The organism is Solibacillus merdavium (assembly GCF_014836935.1).
GTDB lineage: Bacteria > Bacillota > Bacilli > Bacillales_A > Planococcaceae > Solibacillus > Solibacillus ferritrahens.
In genome coordinates, this window is record NZ_JACSPW010000006.1 from 77,807 (window position 1) to 97,094 (window position 19,288).

At 35.7% G+C, this 19,288-nt stretch carries 23 protein-coding genes and 1 tRNA gene; 7 read left to right on the plus strand and 17 right to left on the minus strand.

Annotated features, from left to right (window positions below; all coding sequences use genetic code 11):
* Positions 1-28 precede the first annotated feature (28 nt).
* Genes cydS through H9632_RS08020 form a run of 3 tightly spaced genes read right to left on the minus strand, consistent with a single transcriptional unit; the run spans position 29 to position 2,496 of the window.
* Complete coding sequence (cydS, locus tag H9632_RS19120; RefSeq protein WP_404828892.1) at positions 29-124, minus strand: cytochrome bd oxidase small subunit CydS; 96 nt, start codon at positions 122-124, stop codon at positions 29-31.
* A 12-nt stretch (positions 125-136) separates the two neighbouring features.
* A complete protein-coding gene (locus tag H9632_RS08015) occupies positions 137-1,165 on the minus strand; it encodes a cytochrome d ubiquinol oxidase subunit II (protein WP_191703600.1) in 1,029 nt (342 codons plus the stop codon).
* On the minus strand, positions 1,165-2,496 hold the full coding sequence (locus H9632_RS08020) for a cytochrome ubiquinol oxidase subunit I (RefSeq protein ID WP_191703601.1): 1,332 nt from the start codon (positions 2,494-2,496) through the stop codon (positions 1,165-1,167). Before H9632_RS08020 ends, H9632_RS08015 begins: the two co-directional genes overlap by 1 nt.
* Before the next feature lie 194 nt (positions 2,497-2,690).
* Here H9632_RS08020 and cydD point away from each other — a divergent pair, with 194 nt between their 5' ends.
* Both cydD and cydC read left to right on the plus strand, forming a co-directional pair.
* Positions 2,691-4,391 carry a thiol reductant ABC exporter subunit CydD gene (cydD, locus tag H9632_RS08025; RefSeq protein WP_191703602.1) on the plus strand — a complete coding sequence of 567 codons (1,701 nt, stop codon included), beginning with the start codon at positions 2,691-2,693 and terminating at the stop codon, positions 4,389-4,391.
* Entirely contained in the window at positions 4,391-6,055 is a 1,665-nt protein-coding gene (cydC, locus tag H9632_RS08030; protein WP_191703603.1) for a thiol reductant ABC exporter subunit CydC, read from the plus strand. Before cydD ends, cydC begins: the two co-directional genes overlap by 1 nt.
* 41 nt (positions 6,056-6,096) lie before the next feature.
* Here cydC and H9632_RS08035 read toward each other — a convergent pair whose 3' ends face one another.
* The 7 genes from H9632_RS08035 to H9632_RS08065 all read right to left on the minus strand — a co-directional run bounded on the left by H9632_RS08035 (position 6,097) and on the right by H9632_RS08065 (position 11,421).
* A complete protein-coding gene (locus H9632_RS08035) occupies positions 6,097-6,723 on the minus strand; it encodes a hypothetical protein (protein ID WP_191703604.1) in 627 nt (208 codons plus the stop codon).
* Positions 6,724-7,069: 346 nt separating this feature from the next.
* Entirely contained in the window at positions 7,070-7,417 is a 348-nt protein-coding gene (locus H9632_RS08040; RefSeq protein WP_191703605.1) for a DUF3139 domain-containing protein, read from the minus strand.
* Between the two features lie 25 nt (positions 7,418-7,442).
* The gene (locus H9632_RS08045) at positions 7,443-7,637 is read right to left on the minus strand and encodes a DUF6366 family protein (protein WP_191703606.1); all 195 of its coding nucleotides are present in this window, start codon (positions 7,635-7,637) and stop codon (positions 7,443-7,445) included.
* Positions 7,638-7,669: 32 nt separating this feature from the next.
* Positions 7,670-8,269 (minus strand): protein kinase, encoded by a 600-nt coding sequence (locus H9632_RS08050; protein ID WP_191703607.1) that lies wholly within the window; start codon positions 8,267-8,269, stop codon positions 7,670-7,672.
* Positions 8,270-8,298: 29 nt separating this feature from the next.
* Positions 8,299-8,841, minus strand: coding sequence for a DJ-1/PfpI family protein (locus H9632_RS08055; protein WP_191703608.1), 543 nt, complete (start codon positions 8,839-8,841; stop codon positions 8,299-8,301).
* Positions 8,842-9,011: 170 nt separating this feature from the next.
* Positions 9,012-9,965 carry a phosphotransferase enzyme family protein gene (locus H9632_RS08060; protein WP_191703609.1) on the minus strand — a complete coding sequence of 318 codons (954 nt, stop codon included), beginning with the start codon at positions 9,963-9,965 and terminating at the stop codon, positions 9,012-9,014.
* A 193-nt stretch (positions 9,966-10,158) separates the two neighbouring features.
* Positions 10,159-11,421, minus strand: coding sequence for a M48 family metallopeptidase (locus H9632_RS08065; protein ID WP_191703610.1), 1,263 nt, complete (start codon positions 11,419-11,421; stop codon positions 10,159-10,161).
* Positions 11,422-11,591: 170 nt separating this feature from the next.
* Between H9632_RS08065 and H9632_RS08070 the strand changes: the two genes are divergently transcribed.
* On the plus strand, positions 11,592-11,813 hold the full coding sequence (locus tag H9632_RS08070) for a hypothetical protein (RefSeq protein ID WP_191703611.1): 222 nt from the start codon (positions 11,592-11,594) through the stop codon (positions 11,811-11,813).
* A 605-nt stretch (positions 11,814-12,418) separates the two neighbouring features.
* On the opposite strand, the gene H9632_RS08075 is transcribed toward H9632_RS08070, so the two are convergent.
* Positions 12,419-13,549: a serine hydrolase domain-containing protein gene (locus tag H9632_RS08075; protein ID WP_191703612.1), complete on the minus strand. Its 1,131-nt coding sequence runs from the start codon at positions 13,547-13,549 to the stop codon at positions 12,419-12,421.
* 465 nt (positions 13,550-14,014) lie between these two features.
* Between H9632_RS08075 and H9632_RS08080 the strand changes: the two genes are divergently transcribed.
* Together H9632_RS08080 and H9632_RS08085 are read left to right on the plus strand one after the other, a co-directional pair.
* A tRNA-Val gene (locus H9632_RS08080) sits at positions 14,015-14,087 on the plus strand.
* Positions 14,088-14,275: 188 nt separating this feature from the next.
* Positions 14,276-14,785, plus strand: coding sequence for a hypothetical protein (locus tag H9632_RS08085; protein WP_191703613.1), 510 nt, complete (start codon positions 14,276-14,278; stop codon positions 14,783-14,785).
* A 273-nt stretch (positions 14,786-15,058) separates the two neighbouring features.
* Here H9632_RS08085 and H9632_RS08090 read toward each other — a convergent pair whose 3' ends face one another.
* The 6 genes from H9632_RS08090 to H9632_RS18830 all read right to left on the minus strand — a co-directional run bounded on the left by H9632_RS08090 (position 15,059) and on the right by H9632_RS18830 (position 17,902).
* Positions 15,059-15,508 (minus strand): hypothetical protein, encoded by a 450-nt coding sequence (locus H9632_RS08090; protein WP_225223739.1) that lies wholly within the window; start codon positions 15,506-15,508, stop codon positions 15,059-15,061.
* A complete protein-coding gene (locus H9632_RS08095) occupies positions 15,501-15,725 on the minus strand; it encodes a transcriptional regulator (protein WP_191703614.1) in 225 nt (74 codons plus the stop codon). Before H9632_RS08095 ends, H9632_RS08090 begins: the two co-directional genes overlap by 8 nt.
* A gap of 239 nt (positions 15,726-15,964) precedes the next feature.
* Entirely contained in the window at positions 15,965-16,426 is a 462-nt protein-coding gene (locus tag H9632_RS08100; RefSeq protein ID WP_191703615.1) for a chalcone isomerase family protein, read from the minus strand.
* A gap of 18 nt (positions 16,427-16,444) precedes the next feature.
* Positions 16,445-17,257: a hypothetical protein gene (locus tag H9632_RS08105; protein WP_191703616.1), complete on the minus strand. Its 813-nt coding sequence runs from the start codon at positions 17,255-17,257 to the stop codon at positions 16,445-16,447.
* 305 nt (positions 17,258-17,562) lie between these two features.
* Positions 17,563-17,808 (minus strand): hypothetical protein, encoded by a 246-nt coding sequence (locus H9632_RS08110; RefSeq protein ID WP_191703617.1) that lies wholly within the window; start codon positions 17,806-17,808, stop codon positions 17,563-17,565.
* 1 nt (position 17,809) lies between these two features.
* Positions 17,810-17,902, minus strand: coding sequence for an N-acetylmuramoyl-L-alanine amidase (locus H9632_RS18830; protein WP_318247685.1), 93 nt, complete (start codon positions 17,900-17,902; stop codon positions 17,810-17,812).
* Between the two features lie 373 nt (positions 17,903-18,275).
* Here H9632_RS18830 and H9632_RS18835 point away from each other — a divergent pair, with 373 nt between their 5' ends.
* Both H9632_RS18835 and H9632_RS08120 read left to right on the plus strand, forming a co-directional pair.
* Positions 18,276-18,956: a tyrosine-type recombinase/integrase gene (locus tag H9632_RS18835; protein WP_225223751.1), complete on the plus strand. Its 681-nt coding sequence runs from the start codon at positions 18,276-18,278 to the stop codon at positions 18,954-18,956.
* Positions 18,953-19,150 carry a JAB domain-containing protein gene (locus H9632_RS08120; protein ID WP_191703618.1) on the plus strand — a complete coding sequence of 66 codons (198 nt, stop codon included), beginning with the start codon at positions 18,953-18,955 and terminating at the stop codon, positions 19,148-19,150. The genes H9632_RS18835 and H9632_RS08120 overlap by 4 nt, the downstream gene beginning before the upstream one ends.
* The last annotated feature ends 138 nt before the right edge of the window (positions 19,151-19,288 follow it).

A 19,288-nucleotide genomic window follows, 5' to 3' on the forward strand; every position in this document is an offset into this window, starting at 1 on the left:
TATCATGCGCTACATAAAGATACTGCAATCAATGTGTCTCCGTCTTTACCGCTACTACAAATGCTGCAAGTACAGAGAGGAACACGACAATAAACGGTGCGTAGAAAATTAAAAAATCCATCATAAAATCCACTCCCTATACATGTGTTTCGTCTTCTCCAGAAATATAGCCTTTATGAAAAATAAATAATTTAAATACTAAATACATTGATGGAATGAGTAAAAATAGTCCAGCAATAAAGGCTAATACAAGTGCGATGGCCATCGATTCATTTGTAAAACTATCGTGAATCGTTAAATAAGGATAAAGCAAATAAGGGTAATGAGAAATGCCGTAAGCAAAGAAAGCTGTGGCAAATTGTAAAATCATCACAACTACCGATAGACCATAGCTTTTCTTTCTCCAAATGAGCCAAATCGTTATTATAAATAAAATGCCGGATACGATAAATAGCCATGTAAGATCTAGAATATTTTGATAGTGCCAGCTATTTGTATTACGCATTTCTAAAATAATCCCCATGGCACTGACGATTAAAGGAATAGCCCAAATCAGTGCATATTTACGCATCAAATCACTTGCCTTTAAATCGCCTGCTTTATTGGCATACCAATTTAAAAAGACTGCGGAAATATAGAGAACAGCGGTAAGACTCAATACGACAATTGACCATGCTAGAGTACTTGTGAATAACGCGCTATAGTCAAGTTTCGGACCATTTTCATGCATTGTGACAAAGCCACCCTCTGAAATCGCCAGTACGACTGATAATGACGCCGGGATCAATAAACCTGCTATGCCGTATGCCGTCGCATATCCTTTATGTCCTCTTAACCCACTGTAGGATTCAAACGCATAGTAGCTCCCTCGGATTGCCAGCAAGATTAAAGCAATCGATACCGGAACTAACAAAATTGTGCCATAATAATATGCCGTCTGCGGAAAGAAGCCAACGATGCCAACAAAGAAAAATACTAAAAACACATTGGTAATTTCCCACACCGGTGATAAATAGCGTTTAATTATTTTTGATAAAATATTATTTTTCCCCGTTAAAAGACTATACGCATTGAAAAACCCTGCCCCAAAATCAATCGAGGCGACAATAACGTAGCCAAACAAGAAAATCCATAAAACAAAAATCCCGACGATTTCTAACGACATTATTGTTCACCGCCTTTACGAAGCGCTAATTCTTTGGAAACGGGATTATTTTTAAACATTCTTCGTAATACGACAACGCTTCCGATCCCTAATATTAAATAAACAACAGCAAATGCGATAAACAGCCATTCGACACCGGTTGCTGTTGTTGCGCCTTGCTCTGTGCGCATAATCCCGTATAAAATCCATGGCTGCCGTCCCTGTTCTGCTAACCACCAGCCTGTTTCAATTGCTATAAATGATAAAGGTCCGCCTAATACGATAAGCCACCTGAACCACCGGGAAGTAATCCACTGCCAACCTCTCCATTTTCCGACTACATAGCCCATTGCTAAGAAAATCATTAAACTGCCGATTGCCACCATAATATTAAAATAATAATGGGTAATAAGCGGTGGCCTTTCATCTTCAGGGAAATCATTTAACCCTGTTACTTCTGCATTGAAATTATTACTTATTAAGAAACTCAATACTTTCGGCATACGAATTTCATACTTTACTTCATCCCCGTCGAGTATCCCGAAAAATATTAAATCTGCCCCGGCTTCTGTTTCAAAATGCCACTCGGCTGCTGCTAGTTTTTCAGGTTGATATTCCGCTAAATACTTGGCAGAAAAGTCCCCTACCACTGCTGTCGCAATCGAGAAAATGAGTCCTAACTTCATCATCAGGTTCAGCGATTTTTTATGATAAATGTGGTCCTCACCTTTCAGCAGTTTATAAGCTGCAATCGCCGCTAGTGTAAATGCTACGGTCATAAAACTCGAGGTTAACACATGTCCGACTTTAGTTGGCATAGCAGGTGTAAACATCGCTAAAATCGGTTGAATATTAACGATTTCTCCGCCAATGAGATCAAAGCCCCTCGGTGCATTCATAAACGCATTGACAATCGTAATGAAAATTGCCGACATGAAAGCGCCGATTGCTACCGGAATGAGAAGCAACATATGATATTTCGGATTTTTAAATCGATCCCAAGTATACAAATAAATTCCTAAAAAGATTGCTTCAAAGAAAAAGGCGAACGTCTCCATAAATAACGGCAGAGCAATCGTTTGTCCTGCTAACTCCATAAACTGAGGCCATAAAAGGGATAGCTGCAAGCCAATAATGGTTCCAGTCACAACCCCTACCGCTACTGTAATCGTAAAGCCCCGCGCTACTCTCCGTGCCAGCAATGTATAATGTTCATCGTTTTTCTTATAGCCTACATATTGAGCAATTAAAATGATGAGCGGCACCCCGACACCGAGCGTCGCAAATATAATGTGAAAAGTTAATGTAAGCTCTGTTAGCGCCCTGCTCCAAAACACCGCCGAGTTGTCCATTGTTTTACCTCCAACATCTAAGAATCTGTAAACCATGTGCAAGTTCTACTAAATATCCTCACATCAGTATTCACATCCAGTTTATTAATATTCACCGCTCGCAAAGATTCTCTGCTCCTCAGAAGTAAAAAATGCGTAGTGGATGGTTGCTTTTAACAAAATTTGACTAGTATAGCTAATGAGGAGTTGATATTATGCCATTTCTGCAGCATTTCATGCGCGCTAACCGATCCAAAATTGTTATTTTAATTTTCATCTCATTATTTTTGGGAGGAAGTATTATTTTGCAAAGCTACAGCATTGTAGAAACGGTCAACCTTGTTTTTATGGAAAAGAAGCCTTTTTCGTATACGTATGTATTCTTTTCACTCTTACTATTAGCCATTGTTGTTAGACTGGCTTCTCAATATTCTTTAGGGCGGATCGGCGGAAAGCTGGCGGAAGATGTAAAGGTGACAGTTCGGGAAAAGTTAATGCAGCATTGGTCTTCAACGACAATGGAAAAACACGTCTCTTACCAAACCGGCGAGAAGGTCACACTACTGGTAGACACTGTGGACCAACTGGAAAGTTATTATAGAGAATATACACCTCAGCTTATTAAGACTGTCGTAGTCCCTATTATGATTTTGACTGCTGTGTTTCTCATTCATCCAAATAGTGGTTGGATCATGCTCATTACTGCACCATTTGTACCCATTACTTATATCATCATCGGAATGCAAACGAAGAAAAAATCCGAGGAGCAATTGGATGCACTGAATCGATTTTCTGGTAAATTTCTAGACTTGCTTCAAGGGCTGCAAACGATTCGCTTGTTCGGGCAAAGCAAACAGCAGGAGCAGATTTTAGCCAAGAGCAATGAAGCATTTATGAGCCGGACACTTGGCGTATTAAAAATTGCATTCGCCTCAACACTTTTTATTGAGCTCATTACAACACTTGGCATTGGTTTAATCGCACTGGAAATCGGCTTTCAAATGATTGTTTTTAAAACATTAACCTTCGCGCCGGCATTTTTTATTTTGACATTGGCTCCTGAATACTATAATTCGTTGAAAGAATTAGGCACGGCATTTCATACAGGCAGAGGAAGTTTAGGTGCTGCCGCATTACTGGAAGAACAGCTGAAGGAAGATGAAAAACCTGTACAGTGGGGAAATCAAAAATTAGCAAACGGACCGGTGCTATCTGTTGAAAGTGTGACATTTCGCTATAACAGCGGCTTTACTATCGGCCCCCTGTCATTCACAATCCAGCCTGGACAAACCGCCGCATTTATCGGGAAAACAGGTCATGGAAAAACGACGATATTAAATCTTTTATCAAGTTTAACCGAACTGGATTCAGGGGCCATCTATTTAAACGGTGAACCGCGCAAATCGTACCGTGCAAATGACTGGTATGCACAAACAAGCTATATTTCACAGCATCCGTACATTTTTGCAGGAACACTTCGCGACAATATATGTATGGGCATTCAAGTTTCAGATACGCAAATTTATACCGCATTAAAACAAGCACAATTAACAGAATGGGTTGCCTCGTTACCTGATGGACTTGCTGCCGTGATCGGTGAAGGTGGTATCGGACTATCAGGAGGCGAGAAACAGCGTGTGGCCATTGCACGAGCTTTCTTGAAAGAACCCTCTATTGTTTTCTTTGATGAGCCAACAGCTGGATTAGATGTCGCAACAGAACATTTGCTCAGTACATCCATTGAAAAGCTAAGTGAACAGGCAACCGTTATTATTGCTGCTCATAAGTATAAAAGCATCCGTTTTGCAGATGTCATTTTTATCGTTGAAGACGGGCAAATCGTCAAAGCCGGCACACCCGATACACTGAAAGATCACCCGTATTATAAGGAAATGGTCGAAAGGAGGGTTACGTAATGCAGGAACTGGTCGCAATGATTTGGCAGGATAAAAAAGATGTGCTTCTTGCTTTACTAGCTGGCACAATAAGCGGATTAACAGCGGTGGCTTTATTTGCACAAAGCGGTCTGCTCATTTCAAAAGCTGCCCTCATGCCGCCTTTTTACATCATATTAATTTTAACTGCCTTTCTTAAATTATTCGGTGTAACAAAGTCCGCGAGTAAATATGCCGAACGCTATATTTCACACCGCGTTACCTTTAAGTTTATTAGCATTGTGCGGATGAATTTTTTCAAAAAACTATTGCCTCAAGCACATGTCCTTAACAATTATAAAAGCGGTGATCTGCTAACCCGTATAACAGGCGATGTGGAGCAGTTGCAAAACTTCTTTTTACGCGTACTGTACCCACCATTTATCGCCTTTTTTGTATTTATCGTTGTCATATTATTTTCACTGTTTTTTTCTCCATGGATTTCACTGCTTTTGCTCATTGGCATTGTTCTGACAAGCATTGTCGTTCCATATATATTATTTCGCCGCCGTCCATATTCTACAAGTACATTAGAAAAAAAGGAACTCACGATTTTGGCTACAGAATACTTTTACGGCTACAGGGATTTAATACTGCATCATCAAAATGAATCAAAAGCCGAGGAGTTATCAGCCTTATACAAAGCATACGGGAATTCCCGCAGAAAAGAGCTTGATCAGGAGCAGACTTCTTATTTATGGAATCAGCTCATCGCTTTGTTTACAAGTTTTTCGGTAGTATTTGTCGGAGCTTATTTAACTGCAGTCGGACAGCTGGATGGCCTGTATCTTGCGTTAATTGTGCTAATCTCGCTTACGGTTTTTGAATCGGCTGTCCCGCTCGCCCTCGTTCCTATTTTTGCAAGACACACGAAAAATGCCGTTGACCGGCTTGAGGAAATTACATCTAAAAATGAATCAGATGGAACACTCCATTTAAAGGGTGTTATCCAAAATATTCAATTGCACGACGTCTCCTATTGGTATCCTTCTGCTGCCCGCCCTGCTCTTGAACAGCTCTCGTTAAACATTCAGGCTGGTGAGAAAATAGCCATTATTGGTCCAAGTGGCTGCGGAAAAACTACGCTGTTGCAACTTTTAATGAAGGAAATAAAAAGAACGTCCGGTGAAATTTACGTCAATACTACTGATATTAATGCCATCAGTTCACAGTCGATGTATGCGCATATGAGTACGATGCTGCAGCACAACCATTTCTTTTCGGGAACAATCAAAAGCAATCTGCTAATGGCAAACGATGAAGCATCAGACGAAGCGATACAGAAAGTACTCCAAAAAGCTCAGTTAAACAAAAACCTGGAAGATCCTGTTTTTGAAAAAGGTGGGAATTTGTCAGGCGGAGAAAAACAGCGGTTAGCTTTTGCCCGACTTTTATTAAAAGACAGTGACTTATGGATTGTGGATGAACCATTTACGAGCCTGGATGTTCAAACAGAAAAAATATTGTTCAACACCTTACACGAGGAAGCCGCTAACAAAACCGTTGTTATGGTCACCCATTCCCTAGCAGATTTGGACCGGTTTGATCGCATCTGCGTTATGCTCCGGGGACAAATTGTCGAATGTGGTTCACATCAGCAGTTGTTAGCTAAAAAAGGACTTTATTGTGAGATGCTTAATCAGTAATGAAAAGGGCGTTGATTCTAATTACTGAATCACGCCCTCTGTTAATAATTAATAATTCTTTCTTCAACCTTTATCTTAAGTAGTAGTACCTCATCATCCTGTTGAATGATTTGATTAATGGAATCCTCATCTTGGAAATCGAACGTACGTATTGAGCCGCCTTCCGTTTCTCTATAGATTCCTAAAATTTTTGTTTGACCTAATTCCAATTCTACTTTGTCATTACCAATGGCATATTCCGATCCTCTAAAAACACCCGACTTAGCTTCTTTTTCAATTCTTTCTGGATGGGTTCTAACACTAGGTCCATAAAGGAAAACAAGTGTGTCTTCTTCTGAGCTCGTATTAATCATACCAAAACCCAAATGCCCTTCTTGAACTTTATTAGGACTGTTCCCGTAGGACAATTGCGTTAATGGTTCTGACTCTAACTCACCGTCAATATATCGCTCCACCCATAGATTCACCCAGCTTTTATCAGCATTCGGTAATTTAATATTAAAATCAAACAGGACGCCTAAATTTAAATCATCGAATGTATCCACATATTCTGATTCCGAATTAACCTCGATTGTTATTTTCTCCTCACCTGAAATAGTAGCGCATCCAGAGCTTACTATTAAAATTAAAAGTAAGGCGGAAAACAAAGTAACAGATTTATTTCTCAAAAATTCTCACCCCAGTCTTATGCCAGCATAGTCATTTTTAAAATTTGACACAATGTCATTAAAAATTTCAGTTTTCGTATACAAATGATCACTCCGTTATGATATGTATTTTGTTATTTGAGTAAAGAAATTTTAAAATAGCGGTAATAATTTCCCTTATTTCAAAAATAATCAGAAAATCCTTAAAAATAACGGAAGAATTTTCCCTTATCATGTCTAAAATCATAAAAAAACGTGCTTTTTAATGAAATAACGGTAATTTCTCCCCTTATTTCCGCTCAAATCCCGCCAGTTTTGCATTTAAGGGTAAAAACTTCCGTTATTTATTTCACATAAAAGATTGGCGTTAGAATCTCGGTTCATAATTTTTCAATTCATCCTGAGATAAATTCTTGTACTGAGAATCAATAATCTGATACTCGTACTGTGATACGCGGCCATGTGCAAAATAAAGATATTCAACGTACGGTTCATTTTTAAAGACCACAGCTACATAAAATTCAGGCATTTTGAATCCATAAACCCCTTCAACTTTGGCTATTTCACTTTCATCGTATCCCATTTCCGTAATCAAATAATCCGATACCCTATTTTTATAAATACTTTTATTCACTTCAATATAAAGAAACCGTGCTAGTATTAATCCTAAAACTAAAATAGCGATAAATATAACTACTTTAGAACGTTTGGTCATATTCCCCTCCCTGTTTATACTCCCTTTAATTGAAAAATGCTAAATAGATAACAACAGCAATTACTATTATAAGAAAGAGTATTCCTGTCCCTTTCCAACCCAAATCCCCAATCAAATCCTGAATACCTCCACCATGCATACTAGCAGCTGGATTTCGCTTTAATTCTTCCTGTCTCAATCGCTCTCTTCGTGCTTCGGGAGTTTCATTATTTTTATCCACTCAGTACACCTCCATCAAAAATCTACTTTTTATTAATGATCTTTACCACAAGCTACACAACGCAGATCGGTGTCATTTTCTCCATACATTCGAAGTTCCTTTTCGATATTACACACCTGACATTTTTCAAATCGAATTTGAGGAAGTGTACCCGCTTCAGCTAATGGAACCCACTGTTCTTCATATAATGTTTTAGTCATGCCGTAGTCAATTAAAACTAGATGACCTTCCTCATTCAATCCGTAATTTCCGCTATCTTTAAAATCAAAGCCATCCAGTTCTTTATCAATTACATCGAGGGCAGCTTTTAAATCTTCCGTCATTCTTGAATCCGATTCTAAATCAATATCGTATGAGCAGTAATTGTTTAAAGGGAGTTGCTCATAAAAAGGCTGAACGACATATTTTTCGTTCATAAAAAGAATGGGGGCGATATGCTTTTCTAATCGCTGCATTTCTAATGATTGATACATTTCATATTCATTTTTACTTTGAGCGTATCCAATAGGATGTAAAAATGTTTTAATGACAAGGTTTTCATTACGATAAACTTTTCTTGTTGAGCCGATACCAATCATTTTCGCATTTTTTATAATATCATCAATACTTTCTACCACCTTGGAAATATCCATTTCATCATCACCAAATCATTATGTATTTTCTACGTTCCTTGATACCAACTTTCATCAAATTCGAGGTTTAATGCCTTTCCTAAACATATGCCGAATTTAATAAATCCACATCCTCTTGCTGTAATCATATTGCCATCTTGTACGACTAAATCAGGACAGTAATTTTCCTTCTCAAAAACGCCTAATTTTTCAATCGCTTCCATCGGTAACCCCACCGTATATTTCTTCCCTGTCAGCAAACCCGCATTTGCCAAAAAATACGGAGAACTTGATATACTGGCAACGATTGTTTCTGTTGAAAAGACCTGCTTTAAAAACTCAACTAAGTCCTCTTCATCTAGAAGCGGTTCAATATCCAAACAACCCGGTAACACGATACTATCAATCTCTTCAATGTTAATTTCACTAATCGTGGTGTCAGCTACACAAGTTAATCCAGACTCTCCCCTAATAGGTTGGTTATCCAGCCCCACGGTAACAATGGGCTTGTTTCCTTGCATTAAAATAGATAACGTTACACTTAACTCATATTCGCTAAATTGTGGATACAATATGATGGCTGTTTTTTTCACTATGGTTGTCTCCTTTTCCCCAAGGATCGTTTAAAATTTTTCTCTAACTTTCACGCTAAATTAATGATTATTTTCTAATAAGTATTTCATCATTAAAGCATTCACATTTTTGCATTGTTCAAATGACATAGAAGTCCCTCAAATTCAAAATAATTTTCTAACAAAGCTGTTTAAAATAAACCCTCTATATCCAACAAATTGTAGTTATTTTCAATTCGAATCCTAAAATGGTTCATGATTCGAATCTGTTCTTCCGTTAACTTCTCTTTGTTCCAGTACATATGCATTAAACTATATTCAAATACTTCTTTAAGCTTTATAAATAAAGGGATTTTTTCTAGCATTTCGTTCGCGATATCATTTTCCTCTTTGTAGCCCTCGATGATTGCTTTTGTTATACTCCTTCCATATTCCAGGATGTTGCCACCACCGACAAATGAATACTCGATCGCACTATAAATAGGAACAGCTAAATCAAAAGCATAAAAATGCTTCTCACAATCTTGAAAATCAACCATTGTCAGTTTTAAATCACGATCTACTACTACATTCTCCAACCATAAATCACCGTGTAACAACCCATAATTGGCTTTGTCTTTCGGAAGGTTTTTAATCTTTGTTAAAACCTCGTGTGCAACCTCTCTAATCGCAGTTTCTTCCTCAGGTATATACTTTAGGAAAGCGTACTCCTCATTTTGATGCCAATCATTGATATAGCGTGTCGGATAAGTCTCTTCAAACTTTCTGGAAAAACGATGTAATTTGCCGATTTGCCGGCCTAACGCTTTTAATACATCGGCATTCCATTCTTTTCTTGATAAGTGCTTACCAGGAGCCGCTTCATAAAGAACTGTTAGCACTTCCTTATTATTAATAATGATCTTTTCTACCTCTTGACCATTTATTGAAAGGATTGTTGGGGATACACCTAGTCCTGCTTTATGTAGGTAGTTAGTATAGGCAACCTCTTCTACTTGTTCATCATACCCTTTGTAGTTTGTAACCCTTGCAAAATATTCGCCTTGTACTCCGGTACACCGATACATTTCATTTGTAACGGCTTCCACTTTTATCAAATCCACTCGATAAATCCCGTTGAGCAATTCTAGTATTTTTTGTTCCATAAGAGCTATCCCCCGCAGTAATTTTTATTCTATTCCAATTATTAGGACTAATATGTAAATAATAACATAACCATTTTATGATTATTGGTTTTGTTCAATAAAATGAATCCTTCGCACCGATTCCTCAGAAAAATAAAAAATGCCTCAAACCCTTGATTTACAAGGATTTGAAGCGCCTAACTTATTCTACTTTCTATTCTTCGTCAGCCTGTTCGGCTACTTTATTGATTCTTTCTAACATCGGCGGATGGGAGTAGCGGAACCATTTGACCAGTGTGGACGGATTTACTTCGCCAAGTCCAGCTTTCGTCAACTGTTGAAACGTCGAAATCGCTGCTTCGGGATTTCCCACGAGCTCCATTGCATATTCATCGGCCCGAACCTCCTGATACCGGGAAACCGCATTTGACAATGGATTTGAGAAGAATAACAGGAAAGATGAAATCATTAAAAACAGTGGCAGCGAACTAATATTACTTAATTTCTTAACTTTTAAAATCGATCCATAGCGATTAATCATCCGAGGCATTATTTTTGCAATTAACCAAAGCCCAATAAGCGTCATGAACAAATAGACAGCGATGTTAATATAAATATCTTTTAACAAGTAATGCCCCATCTCATGCGCCATTATAAAGAGAATCTCATCATGCGTTAACCGGTCTAATGTCGTATCCCACAGCACAATTCTAGAATTTTCGCCGATCCCTGTCACATAAGCATTTAAAGCATTCGTCTTTTCCGACATATTCACTTCATAAACATGGTCTGAAGGAATGTCCGCCTGCTCTGCAAGTGAAAGAATCTTCGTCTCCAATTCCTTATCCTTTAACGGATAAAAATCATTATAGATAGGGTCAATCACAACGGGTTGGATGAACATAAGGAAAATTGAAAATGGAACAGTTAACGCCCAAGTATAAAACCACCATCTCTTCGGACTTTTTTTAATAAGCCAATAGAGAACCGACACCGTAATTACCGACATCCCAAAATCAAGCCAAAAATCAATGACATTATCCCGCATCCAGGAGGAAAAAAGCTGAGTACTAATGCCATAGCTTTTACTCACCGTATACTGATAAAAGTCCAGTGGGAATCGTAGGATGAACAATACTAACGAGAGCAAAAATACATACATGCCTGTTCTAAATAGGGACCATTTAAAATGTACAGAACTCCATTTTTCAAACACCCGTGACATTCCAGTAATCAAAATAGCAAAATAAAGCAGCCATTCCAACGGCCCTGCTACAAAGAACAGGAAATTTCTTATCTTTGATAAATCTTCACTTAATAACAACTCCTGCGTTGTAAGAAAAGTACTTGGATCCGCTGCCGATCCTTGAAGAGCATCTGGTATTCCGCTATTTGGACCATGAAAAATATAAAAATACATCGCGACCGCATACAGACCAAATGCAGCAACAGCCATTAAACCCCATTTTTTCGTCATTTCTTCACACCTCAATTCATTCGTTACACTATCTTATTATTGAAGTGGAGAAATCATTTCTAAATAGTTTGTCTATCTCCTTTTTAGTCAGTTCTATACGCTTCGAAATCATCATAAATTGAAAAAAATTCACTCAAACTTATAGTTGAGTTTACAAGGAGCCCATAATCATGCAATTTGCTATTCATTATTTAGAAAACAACACACCTGTACTAAGTCAATGTTTAGAGCGTATCCCCGAGGTTGATGAAAATCTCAAGATCAAAGGTCGTAAAGGAAAAGTAGTCAACGTTGTTCAACTCGAAGACAATAAATATCAAGTCCATGTAGCCCTGGAAAAGATAGATAAAACACCGCTAATGCTAAAAGACGATAAGAAGAAAAAACGTTAATATGTAGGAAATAGCGCGGATAAATACCTGCATGCTATTACGATAAAGATGGCTGGGCTTGCGAAAGGTAAGCATCAGTAATAGAAGCATTATATAAAATAGAAGAAACTCTATAATCTTAAATCGCTCAGACGAATCGAGATGAGATTAACCGCCATCTCGTTAAAAAAATCGTCTGAGCGTATTTATTATGTACACTTTAATTCTTATCACTATATACAATCATCTTTAGGTCATTCTAAAAAATAGCAGAAAAAAGATAACGGGTTCGGTCGATGAGGAGAAAACCCCAAAAACAATGTAAATAACAAAACAATAAACATACTTTTTAATAGTAAATAGGCAATATAGAAGGCAAGCATAAACGCTCAATAGTTTATTCTGAGCGTTTTTTGTAATTTACTGTGCTTGTTTTACTAACGCCTCCGTCGGGTTCATGTAGTTTATACATCCTGAGTCATTACTCCCAACACTAAATATTATTTTAAATGATTGTGCGCCCATACATCGTAGTCAACAAATTGTAGCTTTACTATTTCATGAATATGAATTATATCTTCTTTATGCAATTCAACATATTCCCCCGTATATCCAATCAGAATATCTCAAAGCGCTCCATATAAAATATTTAGCATTTTTGGTTCTATTAAATGTTTAGGGCTACGAAGACAATGTTGGGCAACAAAATAAGAAATTTTGTTTGTAGGATCTATAAAAACATGAACTCCTCCTAACCCACCCCAAGAAAAAGAATTGTCAGGTACTAAACGAAATGCCTTGGCCGCATCCATTACTACTGATACACCTAGACCATAACCAACTCCTTCAGCTGGTATCATTTTTTTGTAGTCTAAATAACTTTTGCCTTCTAATTGATTTGTTCTCATTAAATTAATGGAATTTTCACTAATAATGCGTTCCCCATATTTGCCAATTCCCCCACAGGCCAATGCATCTGCAAATAAAATGTAATCTTCAAGAGTAGTAATTAGCCCACCGCCTCCACTCTCATGCCTCAAACCAATTACGCCTACACAATCGCTGCTAATCCGTCTTAACTTTTCAGTTATTGGATTATACTCATATTGTGGAGCAATATTAATTTTCTTTTCTTCTGCAACAGAAAAACCAGTCGTCTTCATCCCTAATGGCTTAAAAATCTTTTCTTCTAAATACGCTCCGAAGCTTTTACCTGTTACAACTTCAATAACCGCAGCTAAAACATCATGACAAAAACTATAATTCCAACCTTCGCCTGGTTCAAATAACAGAGGTTCTTTTGCAAGTGTCTCTACAAACTCTCTAGTATTAAAATCCAACCCTTTCTCTTCAAAAAGTTTTCGAATTTGCGGCGTATCCCTTTCATAACTTAAGCCCGCTGTCATCGTTAATAAATCAACTATTCTTATATGCTTTGTTGCAGGTGTAATAATAAATGTTCCACTTTTAACATACATCTCTTTAAATTCAGGTAGATACATATACAAGGGATCAGTCAATAATATTTTCCCGTCTTCAACTAATTGTAATGTCGCAATACATGTGACTATTTTAGTTGCCGAATAGATGTTATACAATGCATTGGGTTGCATAGGAACTTGATTCTCAATATCCGAATAACCAGCATCATATCGAAAAATCTCCTCATGTTCACGATAAATGATGCAATCAATACCAGAAAGCCCTAGTTGCGGTACAGTATCCATAAAATCTTTTAATTTCTGAAAAGTATCCATATTTCAATCACCCTTCATCTCATTTTTTAATCTCTTTCCATTAGCTACAAAACTGAAATTTCTAATGTCGACTATTCAATATATGATTTATTATCAAAAAGTAGACAAGCCTTCATATTATGCTCAGAAATAAATTTCAGTCCTGGATTCACTTTACTAAATTGTTCCATTGCTATTGGACATCTCGTATGACATTGTCATTGATTTAACATTCGTTCGTGTCGGAAAAAATGGCACTATGTATTCAGAATAAACTGATTTCAATGGCGGTTGAGACGTTTGGAATTTAGCGATCATTGAGCATGAAGGGATACGATTATGTAACAGTTGGTATGTACTTTTATCACCTAACTCTTCAGATAGTAATAAAAAATCACAAAATAAGCCTCCTTTTAATACCTCCAACAGAATTTTATGGTATAATTTACAAGTACATCGATATAATTGTTTTTTGTATCTTATTAAGGTCTTGTAGCTCAGCTGGGAGAGCACCACCTCGACAAGGTGGGGGTCGCTGGTTCGAGACCAGTCGGGACCATAACGTCGAAAGCCTTTATTTATAAGGGTTTTCGGCTTTTTTTATTCCATAAACAACACTTAAAATAGAAGTCTTTTTATAGTTGCGTGACGGATGTGTGACGGATATCAAAAAAACTGTTTTTGTCAGTGTAATTACTATGGAGTTACTGTAAAATATAACCATAACTTTAAGGAGGATTTACTGCAATGAAAAAAGCAATATTTAGTGCAGCGCTTTTATCAGCCTTGTTTTTAGCTGCTTGTAGTGATGAAGAAGCAACTCCAGAAAAATCAGAACCAATTGAAGCAGTAGATGAAAAAGAAGGGGTAGAGGCTGTTGAAGAAACTAAAACATGGAATGAATCATTAGAAGAAATCATCAGTAGTTCAGATGCTCCGGCAGATAAATTTTATGCTTTAGAAAAAGTAATGATGGATGCTGAAGTAACTGAAGCCGATGTTGATTCGTTTAAACAAGACATTTTACCAGGATATAAAGATAAAACTTATTTGGCAGATCCAACAAATGATTCTGTAATGTTAAACTTTATTTTTAAATCATATATCGTGGAACAAAATGAGACTGACGCTTGGAAAGATTTCGCCTTTGATTTTCATCAAAATGTGAAATATGTATATCGTGGAGTAGATGGCCCTGAAAGTGTGGCTGTAAAAGCTAATGAGGTTCAAATTGATAAAGTGATTAATAATTTATAAAAATGAGCCTTCCAGAATTATAGTGGAAGGCTTTATTCTTTAACGCATTACGTATGGTCTAACTCGATGCTTAATTCCATTAATTTTTACATCCTTTACTGTGTTTAAATTAATAGCATACTCTGAATCTGAGAAATAGATAAACGTTCCATATTCAAAAATATACATTTTAGCTAGAGAAATATGAATAGCACTTTCAAATTCCACAACTTATTTATTTTTTAATTTTAACTGGTATTTATACATATTACTCTCCTCCTATTATCAATCAATCTACAATAAGAACTTGATAAAAGGAAGCCTAATGTCCGAAACTTTCTTTTTAGGGTATTTTCGCAAAATTCGACAAGCATTATTTCTGTCTGCTGGTGTAAGATACTTTATCTCTAATACACGTTTCATCTCTTCACTCACCCAGTTTCTCAGGGCAATATTACTGTAACTTCTTGTTTCATCGTATCCCCTAAACAATATAAAATAATAGGTCATCATTTCATCCGATTTTTGCTTTTCAATTTTACATACCTTCTTATATAAAAAGTCCCTTAACTTTTTAAATTCCTGAAAGGTCTCATTAATTTTGGATTCGTACCATGCGTAAAATATGTCTTTCATTTTTAATTGGGATATGTGATCTCTGTCGCGTTCAAGTGTTTTCAAGAATAATTCCAGAATGATGTACCGGTGAATATCATTGCTTTGCTCCATAAATTCTTTATGCATTTAGCCCACTCGCTTTACTGATTACGGGATATACCGCTAAAACATTGTCTATGGTAAATGTTCGTTTGGCATGTAGTGTAAAACAGTAAGCTTGCACTGTATTGCCTGAAATTTTAATTAATTTAATACGACGCTTAGTAATTGCATCGTCTTTTGCTATGTACATAATATCTATAATTTGGTTGTGCTGCATTGCTATAATGAGTTTCTCCCTCATTTTATTTAACTCCCATCATTTTTCTTAATTTTAGTAATTGATTAATATTATATCTTAACTTTATTCTATACACGAACACTTGTTTGTATATATAATAAAATGAATGTTTGCATTTTGGCAATGTATAATTTTTGGAAATAAAAAAATACCCTCCACAATATTGTGTGGAAGGCAATAGCAAGATTATTAGTATTTTACAATCTTAGGGTCTTTTTCTTATTAATAATATATATACTCAATTAAGCTTCTTCATAAGCTTTTTTCATTTGATTATATAAATCTTTATTATTAAAATCTTGCTTATTAATATGAAGTTGCTCACTTACTTCGTGTAAAAAATACAACCACTCCAAATCATTTTCTTCAATAGCCTCTGAACAAGCTTTCTCCAAATATAAACAGTTAACGGAGCGTTCTAATCCCTTAAGATACTCCAAGGCTTTTAATGCTCCCGGCCAATTTAAATCCTTAAATAACTCATATAATTTTGGTAATGCTAATTCGTTTTCTGGATATCCCACTGATACTACAACATCTACAGCGTTTTCCCAGCATTCTTTCGCATAAGTTTGAAATAATAATGGCAATTGTTCCTTCGAAACTTGAGAAAGAAATTCCTTAGCATCATTTTGAATCTCTTCAGGTAAATGCCAATTTAATTTATATGAATAATAGACAACTACATCATCTTTTACTTCCATAAAAACACCCTTTTTAAATTATTTCACTTTTACAGAAATACCTTGCATCATTTTAGTATATTTATGTGGCTTATTAAGTGCATTTTCTCGAGTAGCAGCCCAGCTTTTTAATTCTGATTTGTTAGTTGGGTAAACAGCAACATGACCAGGCTTATCTTTAATAGCTTTTAAAACTTTTGTTTTATTTACCGCTTCCATAGTCGTCGCTGTAAATGACTTACTAGGCATAGTTAAAGTATAAGATAGTCCATCAAGATCAGTAACTCTTGGAGTCATATTAGTTCCATTTCCACTACCAGTACGATAAATAAATGTTGGATTTTTATCCTTAAATCTTGAAATAAGTTCAGACTTTACTTCATCTTTTGCTACGACAACTATTGAAATTAATGACGCTGCAATAATCATAGCAATTAAATGTTCAAACGCCCAAGTTGCAATTGGAACTAATGGTAAAGCAATCATAAGTGAAATTTCTGATGAATTACTATTACCACTAACAACTTCCCCATTTTGTATTTGTTGTTCTTTTAATTGTTCAATATTTAATTCTTCGCCACTATCTAAATCGCTAGCTTTTGGTAAAAATGTTTCTGTTTCAGTATTATACGATACTTCATATACTACTCCATTTAAAGTTAACTTATATGTTTCTAAATTACCAGAAATGTTGTATTCCACATTATTTTCAACATAGCCATCTAAAAATTGTGTATCTAAATGAATATCATTTTCTACTAAACTTTCTGCTTTTACTACTGCATTATTGAATTGGAAAAAATTAAAAAATGCCATTGTAAAAACTAATGTTAGTATTAACCCTTTTTTCATTATATTCCCTCCTAATTTTTTTACAATAGCAATAATAACAGCTAAAACCGGAAAAGTAAACTTTTTACTAAAATTAGTATATTTTTACTATATTATATATAAATTAAAATTTAAATTAAACCAAGCACTCAACTTAGGGACTTTTATGAATCTAATAATTAAAGAGAATATTTTAACATGAATGTATTGAACGAAGTAAAAAAATTGATTAATAAAAGTGAAAAAGCCCGTTACTACTGGGTTTCCAGTTGTAACGGGCTTATCTTTTTAATTAAAAATATTATTTACAATCGCTGCCTGATAGCTTAGTAATTGCTTATCCGTATACTGAGCGATTTTAGCATCTGTATGAGCTGTTTTACTGATAATGCCTTTGTAAGCTCACGAATTGCATTACGTCCTGTTTCAGTTAACATATCTTTTTCACTCTCCTCTATATTTGGTGCTGGGTTGACAGGCTTGATCGTTACACCAAGATAGCTGTTAATCCCCTCAAATCTCAGCTGTGCTTGCTTTTCAATCTCAAAAGCAATGACTTTTTCGTCATTCAAATTACTTAATAAAGCCGTACTCAATTAAGACGGCAGGAATGCTTGTCTCTCGTAATACCGCAAAGTTAGCACGCTTCAGTCCACGATCACACACCTCTTTTTCTCTTGATGAAATTAGTAAGCAACTTGGAGTCTCAATAAACCATTTAAGAAGTTTCCTGCACCAGACTCCTATTCATTCTAATCAGGCACAACAATATACTGCCCTATTTGTCATAAAAGAGTATCACGAAAATTTAAGAGCATTAGTAGAAATGGGTAAAAGATCTAATGAAACATGGAAAACTTATAATAACTTTTTAATAAGAATAAAAAATTATATAACCTCAAATTGCCCTGACTTACAAATAACAGACTTCAATGAAATAATATTTTCTCATCAAAAATCCGAAGTCAAAAAGTATTCGCCTAAAACTTTAAATAAATACACCGCTATTGCCAAAAGTATTATGACGTTTGCCTATGATATGAATTACACTCCAAAAAACTTAAGTAACAAATTCAACATTGTTGAAGAAATTTTAATCCCTAGACATATAGCAGATAATTATATCCCCAAAATTATCAAGGTTGCAGAATCGTTACCAAAGGCATATAGGTGTAGATCTATAGTAATATTTCTTTTAAGAACAGGCTGTCGAGTTAGCGAAGTCTCAAAAATTAGAGTTAGGGATTTTGATATTCAAAATGAAGTTATATATATAATGAACTCCAAAGGAAAAAAAGATCGAGTAATACCAATGTTTAAAGAAGTAAGAGAAGAAATATTGAATTATTTGAACAAAAGTGGGATGGTAAATTGGGATCCTAATTGCAATGGATATTTATTTGCAAGAGATGAAGGCATAGTAAGGTCAAGGAAATTTCCTGTTAGAACAATTGAACAATTAGTAGAACGTATAAGATATAAGCTACCAGAAATTAATTATTTAACACCTCATATTTTTAGACATACTTTTGCAGTAAAATGTCTTAAATTAGGTATTAGCCTACATCAACTAACTCTTATATTAGGCCATTCAAATCCTAAAACGACTATGATTTATACTCAACTATACGACAAAGATTTAAAAGAATTAATTACAGAAAAATTTCCATTCCCATTTGAAAATTTGCTTAGTGAAATTATCACAAAAGAAAATACATGAAACCATTAATTAAAGAAATAGAAACTTTCAAATCGAATGTTCGTTTAGCTGACTGCCAGTATCCACCGGTAGACATCGAAGTCAGTAGACGGCTGAAGGACGCCGGTAACTATATCGGCATCGAGGTGCTTGATTCCATCATCGTTAGTTATGACAACGAAGGTCTTTCATTAAAGGAAAAAGGGTTGATGTAACAACACTGACTTAAACCCCGAACGGGGTCACTTTTTATAAAGTGTCCACCATTTGGGGTCCAGGTCATAATTCAACTAGGATGATTGTTTTTCATTGTTATTTTATTGAATAAATATTTTCAAGAAATTAAATAACAC